The sequence below is a fragment of the Streptomyces sp. SDr-06 genome (assembly GCF_003324565.1).
In the GTDB taxonomy this organism is placed as follows: domain Bacteria; phylum Actinomycetota; class Actinomycetes; order Streptomycetales; family Streptomycetaceae; genus Streptomyces.
Genome location: NZ_QOLA01000020.1, coordinates 103612 through 115919 on the forward strand (window position 1 = coordinate 103612; position 12308 = coordinate 115919).

Genomic DNA, 12308 nt, shown 5'->3' on the forward strand with positions numbered 1-12308 from the left:
GCTGTGCTCCTAGAGGGCGAAGTCGATGCGGCCGAGCAGGCCGACCGTCAGGCCGAAGTGGTCCGCGTGCACCAGGCGCCGCGCGGCGGGCAGGGCGGTTCCGTTCACGATGACGGTGTCGGTGGCCGTGTCCTGGTCGGTCCGGTACAGCTCGTACTCCTGCACGAGCAACCGGTACAGGGTGAGCAACTGTCCGCCGGGCGGCGTGAGCCCGCCCGTCCAGGCGAACCCGGTGCCGTCGGCCCGGCAGGTCAGTTCCACCGGGGCGCCGACCTGCTGCCAGTCCATGTCGTCCTCATTGAGGCTCGCCCGGCTCTGCAGGGACACGACGACCCGGCGGCTCGCGCCTGCCGCGACCGCGTTCGCGCCGCTGAGTTCGCCCAGTTCGTTGTACGGCGCCGGGCCGGTCAGTTTGACGGTGAGGCTGTCGCCGTCCCGGTGGCCTGTGACCGACCGGAACGGCACGAGCTGGGCGAACTCGGCCCGTTCCACCTTCGACAGCTGCAACGGCTCGACGGAGAAGGGCTGGTAGCGGGCGAGGGCCAGGCGCAGATAGGGGAAGTACGCCGTGTCGCTGCCGGATGTGCCGGTGAAGTCCACGTCGATGTCGACGTACCACAGCCGCCGTTCCTCGTGGTAGACGGGCGTGTAGGCCACCGCGTCGACGAGGAGGGGAGCCGTGTCGGGCGACTCGGCCAGGCGCAGCCCGGTGAGTACTTTCGCCGCGTTGGGGAAGTGCGCGGCCGTGGGGCTCGGCAGCCGTGTGGTGTCGCCCCAGACCGGGTCCACGCCCCACCGTGTCGCATACGTGTCCGGCAGCGAGGTGCCCGGGTCCAGGACGACCGCCAGCATCTCGTCGTCGCCGGAGGAGAACCAGGGCCGGTCGAGGTGGACGCGCAGCCCGGCGGAGTGACGGCTCTGGGTCACCGTGCCGTGCTGGTCGTCGACGGTCCGACGGCGGCGGAACGTCGGCATGGCGTACGCCACCGACGGCGGCTCGGGGCGGCGCGAGCTGGGCACCGCCACGAGGTCGGAGCCGGGGCCGACCCGGGTGACGTTGGCGCGGTCCTCCGTGATGCTGGGGTGGAAGTACTCCCGGAACCGGGTGACGCCGGTCGGCGTGTACGTCACGTTGCGGTGTCTGGTGTCGCCGAACTCGTGGGTGCGGCTCACCGCGGCCGCGTCCTCGGTGGCGCGCAGGGTGATGTCTTCGAGGTGGGTGTGTCCCTCGGTACGGCTGGGTGCGGGCTGGGTCACGTCGTCGAGCCATTCGCTCCACGAGGCGTCCAGCTCGACGTGGCCGGTGCTTTCGGCGTGACTGGTCAGGTGGCCGCTGAGGCGAGCCGCGGTCTGACCGGCGTCGCGCGCGGTGGTGAGGTGGCTGAGCTCGGGCCGGTGCACGGGCTTCTCCACCGCGTGCACCAGGGTGAGTTCGACCCAGGGGGTGAGCATCCAGTTCTCGCCGTCGGCGCTGGCCCGGGTCACGAACGACCGGTCGGTGTCGGGCAGGCCGGCCCAGTACGAGGAGGCGGTGAGCAGGTTCCACTGGCGCAGCAGCGGCAGTTTCCGCGGGTCGAGGTAGCAGCTGAGCCGGACGGTCGCGACCTCGCCCTTGGTGAGGAAGACGTCGAGGACCCGCTCCAGGAGGCCGTCGCGCCACTCGGGTTCGCCCGTGCCCTCGTTGACGCGCAGCCGGAACGGCTTGGCCTGTGGCCACGGACCCGGGAAGGGGATCTTGCGGTTCTCGGTGTCGCCGGGAAGACCGCGCAGCATGACGCCTTCGGCGAGCACGTCCGGCAGGTAGGGCAGCAGCAGTTGGTCGCCGCTGTGCACCACGTACTCGCCGCGTTTGAGACCGGCACCGCGCCGTGGCAGCGGCAGCGCGGTGAGCGGGTCCGGGTCGTGCACGGAGTGCTTGGCGACGTGGATCTCCTGCTCCTGCAGCAGGTCGTGCTCGCTGTGCGGCCATTCGGCGTCGCGGACCACGGTGTCCAGGAACGACCCGGACTCGCGGGAGGCGGCCTCGAAGTACTCCTCGCGCAGCCGCTGGGGCTTGTCCGCACCGAAGACCGGGTCGAACACGCCGTGTTCCTCGGCCATCTGGAGCGCCGTCTTGGGCGGTGCGACATGGCGCTCGGAGACCGGCTTGTACCGGCGGTCCAGGCCGTCCACCGCGGAGTGCGCGGCGTGGTCGGGAACGTTGGAGCGCAGGGCCGCGTACGCGTCGGTGGAGACCGGACGGTCGTCGTCGGTGACGGTGCTGCGGATGACCAGCCGCTCGGTGGACTCTCCTTCATTGAACGGCAACAGCGGCACCACCACCGGCTGGGGCACCGGCTCCCAGCGGCCATAGGCGAGGGCGTCGGAGTGGACGGCGTCGGGTGTGGTCGCCGTGTGGTCCAGGCTGTTGCCTGCCAGGTCGACCACGCGGGCGCGCATGCGGTACGTGCGGCCGTAGCGCAGCGCGGGCAGTGAGCCCGGCTCCGGCACGAACGTGGTGTCCAGCGGCACGTCGGGCGAGACGGGCGGGGCGGGGGCGTGCGGCTGGTCGTCGAGGCCGATGGTCCGGCCGGGGCGCGGCGCCGCGAGGCTCCAGCCGTGCCAGCCGAACACGGCCTGGTGCCCGTACAGCTGGCGGTCGTCGGCGGCGTCGACCGTCACCGTGCTGGCGCGGACCAGGCCCTCGTCCGGGCCGACCGGGACGGCGACGGGCGGCTGCCCCGGGCGGCGGATGGTGTAGCTGCCGCGGCGCCGCAGCAAGGAGCGCCACTGGGTGACCCGCCCGGTGGCCGGGTCGAGGGTGCCGATGTCCACGCGGTAGCCGCGGACCAGGTCCTGCGACGTCAGGTCGAGGTCCCCGGTGGCGCCTTGGCGGCTGCGGTCGGCTCCGATGAGTCCGGCGAGATGCCGGTCGCGGTCCGTGTGCAGCAGCGTGATCCCGGCGCCCCGGGCGGCCGGGGTGGCCGTGCTCACCAGGAGTTCGGCGACCGACCCCGTGCCGGTCGGCAGCCGGTCGCTGCGCATGGTGTCGACGGTGCGGGCGTAGTCGAGGTGCTTGAGAGCCGCGCCGTCCACGTCCAGCTCGGTCAGATGCCACGTGTCGGGGGCGCCGAGGTTCAGCATGCGGCCGCTGATCAGGCCGCCGTCGGCTGCCGCGAAGACACTGCCCCGGGTGAAGCGCAGCTGTGTCCAGGGACGCTTTTCCGGGGCGTTGAGCTGCGCGGCGCCGGCGGCCCGGTCGTCGAAGCGCACCCGGATCCGCGCGCCGTCGGCGACCGTGGCGGGCACCGGGAACCTCAGGTCGAGCACGAGCCCGAACCTGCGCTGGAGTTCCGGATAGTCGCCGAGGAGAGCGCACGCGTCGTGGAAGTCGACGCGGTTCTGCGGGGCTTCGGCGAGACTGACCGGTGCCGTGCCGCGGTGGTAGAAGCGCGCCGCTTCGGCCAGCGCGAGCAGTCGTTTGGCGTCGGTGTACGGGGCGCTCGTGCGGTCCATGCAGACGGGCGCGTGGTCGGCGCCGCCTCCGACGGCGGGAACGGAGTCGCGTGGAAACAGCGCGGCGTCCACGGCGGCGTATCCGGACTTGAGATCCCTGCCGAGACCCAGAACGGGCTCCGAGATCATGCCGGTCAGCCGGAACAGCGGGGGATGCTCCCAGCCTCGGTGGTCCGTCGGCGGCTCCTCGCACAGGAGCCGCTCCTCCCGCGCCCAGGCGCGGCGCAGCCTGCTCCGCGTGGTGTCCACGGCGACGGCCGCGTAGAGACCGGTGATCTCGTCATGGACCAGCTTTCCCGGATAGGACCGCAGGGTCTGGCGAGCCGTTGCGGCGAGCGCGGGCGGTGCCTGGGGTGGCCGTACGAAGGTGTCGTCGGTGAACAGGGTGCGCCACAGGGAGGAATCGGCGGCCGGGTAGCGGCCGGTGGGCTGCCACTCCTTGACCAGTGTCTGCGCGGGTGCGTCGAACTCCAGCCACAGCGAGGGCAGCAGGGCGGCCAGGTGGCGGGGCCAGTCGGTGAAGAGGTCGGAGGCCCCGAGCCGGGTGATGCCGGTCAGTCTCGGGCTGACCAGGACGGAGACGCGTACCGCGTCACCGTCGGCCACGCCGTCGGGGAGCACGGTCCACCGGATGCTGTCCATGGTCAGGCCACCTCCGCGAAGGCCGTGCAGTAGTCGAAGACCGGGTCGACGCGGGCGCCGGTCACCGGGTCGGGGTACGGCGACATGAGGTCGGCGAAGGTCGGCGGGGCGACGACCGGGCCCGCCGCGGCCGCTGTGGGGGAGACGTCGGCGGCGGCGAGCGTGGTGTTCGGGGCGCTTCCCGCGAACCTCTTCTCGCAGTGGATCGTCACCGACTCCTCGAAGAAGCCGATCTCGATGCTGATCGTGAGGCTGGCCCGGCCGACCGCGTAGCCGCTCTCGTAGCCCAGTTCCATGTACAGCTCGATGGAGGCCGAGACGATGCCGAGGACGTCGACCTCCCCGCGGGCCCGCAGATAGCCGACCAGTTTGACGCTGTTCTGTGCCAGGTCGAGGCGGAAGTAGATGCCGGCCATCACCGACAGGCTGCCGCTGGCCACCCCGAAGTTCATGGAGACGGCGGCACCGAACTCCAGGGCGGCGTCCAGGACCGCGATCTCCTTGGGGGTGAGGACGATCCCGAAGTAGCCGCCACCGCCGAGCATCGACACCGTCAGCCGGAAGGGCGCCTCCCGACGGCAGAAGGAGAAGCCGGCCTGGAGCGGGGTGTCACCGATGAACGGCACCGACAGGCCGGCGTTCAGGGAGAGGTTCTCCAGGCTGAAGACGCCGACAGCCGCGTTGGGAAGCTGCATCGAGTAGTTGGCGTGGATGCCCGAACTGTCCACGGTGATCGCCGGGGGGTCGCTGAACCCGTCGCCGGGGATGATGTTGCGCAGGGTCTGCACGAAGTCGAGGTTGCCCACGAAGTCGACACCCGTGAACTTCACCTCCACGTCGGGCTTCTGCCCGGCGCGCATGGTGAACCGGATCCGCTCGAAGTGCAGGACGACCGCGTCGAAGCCGGGCACCATGCGCAGGTCGAACTGGCCCAGGGTGCAGGTGACATCGGCTGCTTGCGGCAGGTCCGGGCGCAGCGAGCCTCGCACGTCGGTGACGAGGGTCAGTTTGCCCACCGGCCAGAACACGGCGTCTTCGGCCCGGGTGGGGGTCGGCTTTCCGGGGGTCCACGCGTGGATGTCGGGCTGCCACTGGAGGTGGGAGTTGACGACATCGGGCAACTTGGCACCCAGGGCGGCGAGTTCGACGGCCTTCTTCAGGGCGAGGGCCTGGCCGACGGTGCTGTCCCAGGTGGCGACCTGGTCGGCGACGCGGCCGAGGAGCCGGCGCACACCCGGGTCGACCGCCGCGGGCAGGGCGTTGCGCAGCGCGGTCAGGGCATCGGAGAACGCGGTGAAGGCGTTCTCCACCTCCTCGATGGTGGTGGGGGCGGGGGAGTGGTCCAGCTGGCTGACGAGGTAGTCGAGCAGTACCTGGACGAAGGCCGCGGCGGCATCCGTCACCCGGATGACCAGGTCGGCGATCTGCGGGAACTGTTCCTCGACGCCCGTCAGCAGGTTGCGCAGCCCCCGCAGGTCGCCCAGGAACGAGGTGACGGCGTTGACGGTCGCGGTGAAGAAGTTCGGCGCCTTGAGGTTGTCCAGGCCGATCTCGCTCATGATCTCGGTGAGCGGGAACATCCCGAAGAGCTTGGCTCCCGCGAGCGCGCCGAAGTAGTCCAGGGGGTTGAACCGGCCCTGGGCGAGCTTGGCCCACTTGTCCGAAGCCCCGGCATCGGCGCTGAGCAGGTGCGCCGGTGTCGCGGCCACTGGTCCGGTCAGCCGGGAGAGACCGGCGACGGGGAAGTTGGGCTGGGCCAGGGCCCCGGCGTTCTGGCCCCCGTTGCGGAAGGTCAGGTCCACCGGCTGGGCCAGCTCGACGAAGACCTGGCCCTTGTTCGCGTCGGTGAATCCGTCCTGGACGTAGGGCGCGGCATAGAGCACCGATTGCGGCTGGTCGCCGCCGAAGCCGGTGCCGAAGCGGCTCAGCACGGGGACGACGGCCCGCGCCCAGCGGACCGTGGGCACGAAGCGCGGGTTGTCGGTCGGGTCCAGGGCGAGGATGGCGTCCGTGGTGGCCGCGCCCCAGATCAGCTGCCCGGTGGACAGGGTGGTGTCGTCGGCCTTGCGGCTCGGTGCGTACGCGAGCGCCTGGCCGTGCGCATCGGCGACCACCCGGTTGGCGCCGGGGCGGGTGAGGTCGGGCGGGCCGGGCACCGCGTCGGTGCCGAGCGCCTGGTAGTGCTGGATGACCGCCTGCACGTCGGCCTTGGTCTCGTGCACGATCTTGCCGATGAAGGCCATGGGCGTGCGGAACTCGAGGACCCGCCCGTCCACATCGACCATGGCGACCTGGAAGGAGAAGGGGTCCTCGCTGTCGGTGACCGGGAAGAAGGCGAGCTTCTCGTTGGGTTCGCCACCGGCGGAGGACAGGCCCGGGATGGTCTGCGGCGGCTGGAGATCGGGTGTGGTCAGGGTGAGCAGCCGGACGCTGCCGAACGGGAACAGCCGGTGCAGGCGGGTCTGGTCGCTGTTGTCGCCCGGCCTGCCGTAGGTGCGCACGGGCTCGCGCACCATGATGAAGTACCGCTGGTTGAGGTAGGCGGCGCCGTCGGGGCGGCCGTGGTCGAATTTCCGCTCGGTGACCTTGACCAGATCGGCCAGGTGCCCGAAGGGGAACAGGCGGCCCCGGTACATGATCCGTACGTAGTGGTCCCGGCCGAGGGCGGCCCGGTGCCGCCACTGGGTGACGTCGAAGCCCGTGGGCGGACGGTCCCACCGGCCCAGTGAGTCGAGCCAGCCGCCCATGGTCGACAGCATCAGATGGTCGACGCTCAGCGGCGCGGGCCGGAAGGCGTCCGGCAGGTTGGTGTTGGAGCTCAGATGGACCACCGACGAGCGGTCCTTGCGGTCCATCGCCATGGTGAACTCGCTGCCGCCCTTGGGCAGCGGGTGGGGGTCGGCGGGATCGAATCCGGTGTCGCGCGTCCACACCGCGCGGGCCCGTCCCCCGACGAGCCGGGTGTGCCAGAGTTCGATCCGGCCCGCGGGGTCGGCCTGGGCGACGGTGTGGGTCCAGGCGGCGGTCTGCGGGGGCGACAGCAGCAGCCGGTAGGGCAGCTCGATGCCGGTGCGCGGATGCGCGGCGTCGGCGAGGGGGTTCTCGGGGCCCGGACCGGAGGCGGGGAGCGCGGCGGGTGACTCATCGGTACGCAGTCCGGCATCGGCCGGGCCGGCGGGGCCGTGACGCGCTGTCAGTTCCGCGATGGTGCGGGCAAGCCGTAGCGCCTGGAACACGTCCGGGGATTGGCCGATTGCGGTCGGCTGGAGCCGCGCCGCTGCGGCCGGCTCCCGGGCGGCGTCCACCACGTGCAGCGCGAGCGTCCGCATCGCGGTGAGCAGTCCGGCCTCGCTGTACTCGATGGCGTCGTCGGCGCCCACCGCGAACACCAGCGCGCTGCGGCCGGCGATGCGGGAGTTCACAGGGGGTGGTTTGTGGGTCTCGCTGCCGGACAGCGGGGCGCCCGGCGCCCCCGCGGTGGAGGCTGGGGAGCCCGACAGCGGCGGGGCTGGTTCGGGCAAACCCGGGCTCAGCTCGAAGAAGGCCTGTTCCGCCACGTGCTGCGGCCCGAACGTGACGACGAGGTAGGCCGGTTGGGCCGCGTCCTGGCGCACCAGTCGGCGGGCGCCGAGCAAGGGGCGGTCCATCCGCAGCCCGAGAAACGTGAACTGGAGGTCCACAAGGTCGGTTGCCCGTAACAGCCGGTACGGGGGCGGTGGTTGAGATGCGGCCATGTCAGTTCCTTGTCAAACGTCGTGAGGCCTTCAAGCCGTTCACACCGTGCGAACCAGGGGCACTCTAGGAGCGCCGCGATGGCGGCGGCGGGGTGGCGACGGACATGTCCCCGGGGAGCGGCGTAAGTTGAGCCACCGCGGGGCAGGGACCGGGATCAGGAGCAGAACGCCCGCGCCGACGCTCCCGAAGAGCCGGGCCGGACTGGTGGGGGGTCGTGCGGCGCCGCTGTCGTGCGTATCGAGTCGTGGCGGCACAGAACCGGTGCACGCCTCAACGCGCGACGAGGCGGGGTCTCGCCGACGAATGCTGCCCCCATGCCGGCCCCCCTGGCTGTGCGTGCGCGGCTATGGCGCACGTGCTGCGTGTGAAACGTCCCGTCGAGGCTGTCCGGGCCGTCTCCGGCCCATGCGCGAGTGACTGATGGTTCACCTCATCGAGTGAGGGCAGGGTGGAAGATCGCGTGCGACCAAGCCCTGCGAATGCGGGGCGGGGCGTGTCCACCGCGCGCCCGGTGGGCGTCAGTGCCCGGGGGGCGGGCCTGGGGCCAGGGTGTCGAGGAACGTGGTGAGTTGGGCGGCTTCGGGGGCGCTCAGTTCGCCTTGGGCCGCGAGCGCCTGCCTTGCGTGATCGCGGGCGGCGGCAGGGTCCTCCGGGGCCAGGGCGTAGGCCATGCCCTGGTGGGCGCGGGCGATCTGCGGGCTGTTGTCGATCGCGCCGGCGATGTCCAGCGCCTGTTGGTGTCGACGGCGGGCGGCCTCGCGGCGGCCGGCCGCGTGGTAGGTGGCGCCGAGGTCGTTGAGGACCTCGCTCTCGGCACGCCGGTCGCCCATCCGGCGACTGAGGCAGAGCGCCCTCGCATGATGGCCGACCGCCTCGCCGAACTGCCCCAACTGCCGGTAGCCGGTACCGATGTTGGTCAGGGTGAGGGCTTCGCCCCACGGATCACCGATCCCGCGGTAGCGGTCGAGCGCCCGCCGATGGTGGTCGAGGGCCTCGGCGACCCGCCCGAGCCGGGCATAGACCGTCCCCAGGCTCGTCAGGCTCAGGGCCTCGCCCCAGGGCGCGTCGATGCCGCTGTAGAGAGCCAGCGCCTGCTGGTGGAGGTCGATGGCCTCCTCGCTCTGCCCCAAAGTGCCCTGCGCGATACCGAAGTTGGTGAGGATCACGGCCTCGCCCCACGCGTCGTCGATCTCGCGGCACAGGGCCAGTGCCTCCAACCCGCGGTGGAAGGCGTCCTCGTAGCGCCCGGCGTACCAGCAGGCGACGGCGAGACTGATCAGGGTTTCGGCGTGGGCCAGGCGATCGTCGAGGTGCTCGGTGGCGGCCAGGGCGAGTTCATGGGTGTGGACCCAGTCCAGGGTGCGTCCTCGGATGTCGAAGAAGTGCTGGAGAACATGGGCGTACCGCCAGACGTGCTCACTCCTGCCCTGTGCGGCCGCGTGCTTGATCATCTCGACGAGGTTCGTGTGCTCGGCCTCGTACCAGGCCAAGGCGGCGGCCCGGTCGCTCACGTCCGGGGTGCCGGCGGGCTGCCGGGCGACCTCGAACGCGAGCAGCCGCTGTCCCGGCGCCACCAGGGGACGGGCCTTCAGCGCCGTGTGCAGGTAGTGGTCGAGCAGCCGCAGCTCCGCCTCTTCCCGCTGCGCGGGCGGCTCGATCTCGTGCAGGACCTCCAGCGTGTGGCGGCGGAGCAGATCGTGCAGTTGATAGCGGTGGGGTTCGTACTGCTCCAGCAGATGTACGTCGACGAGGTCCTCCAGCCGCTGTCGTGCCGTGGCCACGTCCGTGCCCGCCAGCGCCGCGGCCGCGTACGGGTCGAGATCTGCGCCCGGATGCAGGCCGAGCAGCCGGAACAGCCGCTGGTGGCCCGGGCTGAGGCGCGCGTAGGAGAGGGTGAAGGCCGCGCTGACCGCCTGCTCGTCGCCGCCGCGGCCGGATCGAGGGGAACCCACGCGAAGCTCGGCGATGAGGTCTTCCGCCCGCCACGCGGGGCGGTGGGCGAGCCGCGCCGCGGCCATCCGGATGGCCAGGGGGAGGCAGCCGCAGAGCTCGGCGATCTCGGCGACGGCCTCGGGTGTGTCGGTGAAGCGGTGGCGTCCCGCGACCAGGGTCACCAGCGCGCACGCCTCGGCCTCGGGCAGCACATCGAGCGAGAGCGGGACGGCACCCTCCAAGGACAGGAGCCGCCGCCGCGAGGTCACCAGGACCGCGCACGAGGCGGAGCCGGGCAGCAACGGCCGTACCTGCTCCGCGTCCGCGGCGTTGTCCAGCAACACCAGCGCCCGCCAGCCCGACAGCGTGGTACGCCACAGCGCGGACCGTTCCTGAAGGGTGTGCGGGATGCGCGTGCCGTCGACGCCGGCCATGCGCAGCAGTGCCTCCAGTGCCGATGCCGGGTCCATCGGGGCGTGCCCCGGGGTGAAGCCGTGCAGATCGCAGTAGAACTGGCCGTCCGGGAACCTTCCGGCCATCAGATGGGCGGCGTGCACCGCCAGCGTGGTCTTGCCGACGCCCGCCATGCCGTCGATCGCCGAAACCACCACCGCGCTCGCGCCGCCGCCGCCGACCAGCTCCGCGAGGCGGTCCAACTCGGAGGTGCGCCCGGTGAAGTCCGGTATGTCGTAGGGCAGATAGCGCCTGCGTCCCAGCGGGCCGGGCTCCGCCGACGCCTCCGGCTCGTCGGCCGCGGCCGTGGAGAGCAGGCGTCGCTGGTCGTCCACCCCCAGCCCGAGCGCCTTGGCCACCTCCCGCACCGAGGCCATACGGGGCGTCCGCCCTTGCCCGCGCTCCAGCGCACGGATCGTCCGGGCCGACAACCCCGCCCGCTCCGCCAGCTCCTCCTGAGTCAGTCCGGCCCGCCGCCTGAAGGTGCGCAGCACGGTGTCGAACCGTTCCGGCATGTCCTCCTCCTCGCCCGGAGGGCCCTGGCCGCGCGGCCCTGGGCCACGCGGCGTCAGTTCCCTGCGGGACTGTGGCCTACCCGGGAGAACGTCCGCTGAACGTCCGCCGGACGTCCTGTCGGCGGCAGGGGGCAGACGGCAGCATCGTACGCACCCCGACGTCAGGGGGTCGCGCCGTCAACCCGCCGCGGGGAAGCGCCGGTTGAGGCGCCGCGAGCCAGTTATGTGGTCGACGCGGCCACACATCTCGTCAACAACTGGAGGATCCGCATGCTCAAAGGTCGTATCGCAAGGACCGTTGCCACAACGGCGCTCGTCTTGGGAGGAGCGCTGTCCATCACCCCGAGCGCTGTCGCGGACAGCGGCTCGTCACCGACGGCCGCCCCCGCGTCCAGCGATTCCGCGCTGCGGTCGTGTTGGGGCCAGCGGGTGTTCGGCAGCGCGGGCCACCATGGAAACAAAACCTGGTGCGACTCGGGCCGATACCGTGAAGTGATCACGTGTGAGACTCTGGGCGGCTATCAGTACGTGCACTACGGCCCCTGGGTGTGGGCGAGCGCGGAGAGCGTCGCCTGGTGCAACCTCGGTGACGAGATCATCGGGGACTGGACACAGGTGGGCTGAGCCAGAGTCTCCTCCTGTCGGCGGCGCCCTCGACCAAGGGCCGCCCAGGGGGTGTCGACCGAGCTCCTGGCAGACCGGGCAGCATTCGAGACCGCCCCGGTTTGCCGGGAGTTTCGCGTACGCGGGGGCCCGCTCATGACTCACGATGTTCCGGGGGCCTGTTGCGGAAGTGACGGGAGTCGGGGCTGGGTGGCGTGGCTGCGAGGATGCCGTCATGGAGCAGATAGTGAGTCGTCGGGAAGCGTCGGATGCGGTCCAGGATCATGGATGGCGCTACCTGTTGGGCGCCTTGCACACGTCGGTCCCGGTCGGGACGTTGGCGCAAGCGATCACCGTGGCAGCGGACGCTGTCACGGTGTGTGGCGACGACGCCGATCGCCATCTGCGGGTCGATGTCCGTCCTGATCGGGCCGTCTTCACCCTGCAGTCGTCGAGCGACGCGGCGGTTACTTCGCGGGACATCGGACTCGCGCGCCAGATCTCCGCCGCCGTTGAAAGGGCCGGGCTTGTGCCGGAGCCCGTATTCGGAGCGAGGGCGCCTCGGTCCGTCCAGGTCGTGGAGATCGCCATCGACGCCCTGAACATCGCCGCGATTCGACCGTTCTGGAAGGCGGTGCTGGGCTATGCCGATGAGGCCGGCGCGGCGGGACCGGAGGATCCGCTCGTCGACCCGCTCTGGCAAGGTCCGGCGCTCTGGTTCCAGCAGATGGACCGCGCGCGGCCGCAGCGCAATCGCATCCACCTCGACATCAGCGTTCCGCATGACGAGGCGTCCCGCCGGATCGAGGCCGCGCTGGCGGCTCAGGGCCGACTCGTGTCCGCGAGCCGTGCCCCTGCCTTCTGGGTACTTGCCGACGCGGAGGGGAACGAAGCCTGCGTGACCACATGGCAGGGCCGGGACAGCTGAGTCAA

At 71.5% G+C, this 12308-nt stretch carries 5 protein-coding genes; 2 read left to right on the plus strand and 3 right to left on the minus strand.

Annotated features, from left to right (window positions below):
* Positions 1–9: 9 nt before the first annotated feature.
* The 3 genes from DT019_RS30600 to DT019_RS30610 all read right to left on the minus strand — a co-directional run bounded on the left by DT019_RS30600 (position 10) and on the right by DT019_RS30610 (position 10772).
* Complete coding sequence (locus DT019_RS30600) at positions 10–4137, minus strand: hypothetical protein (RefSeq protein WP_114040206.1); 4128 nt, start codon at positions 4135–4137, stop codon at positions 10–12.
* Positions 4138–4139: 2 nt separating this feature from the next.
* The gene (locus tag DT019_RS30605) at positions 4140–7871 is read right to left on the minus strand and encodes a hypothetical protein (protein WP_114040207.1); all 3732 of its coding nucleotides are present in this window, start codon (positions 7869–7871) and stop codon (positions 4140–4142) included.
* A gap of 519 nt (positions 7872–8390) precedes the next feature.
* Positions 8391–10772 (minus strand): ATP-binding protein, encoded by a 2382-nt coding sequence (locus tag DT019_RS30610; RefSeq protein ID WP_114040208.1) that lies wholly within the window; start codon positions 10770–10772, stop codon positions 8391–8393.
* Between the two features lie 492 nt (positions 10773–11264).
* On the opposite strand from DT019_RS30610, the gene DT019_RS40815 reads away from it, so the two are divergent.
* Entirely contained in the window at positions 11265–11396 is a 132-nt protein-coding gene (locus DT019_RS40815; protein WP_262985351.1) for a hypothetical protein, read from the plus strand.
* A 214-nt stretch (positions 11397–11610) separates the two neighbouring features.
* Complete coding sequence (locus tag DT019_RS30615) at positions 11611–12303, plus strand: VOC family protein (RefSeq protein WP_114040209.1); 693 nt, start codon at positions 11611–11613, stop codon at positions 12301–12303.
* Positions 12304–12308 lie beyond the last annotated feature (5 nt).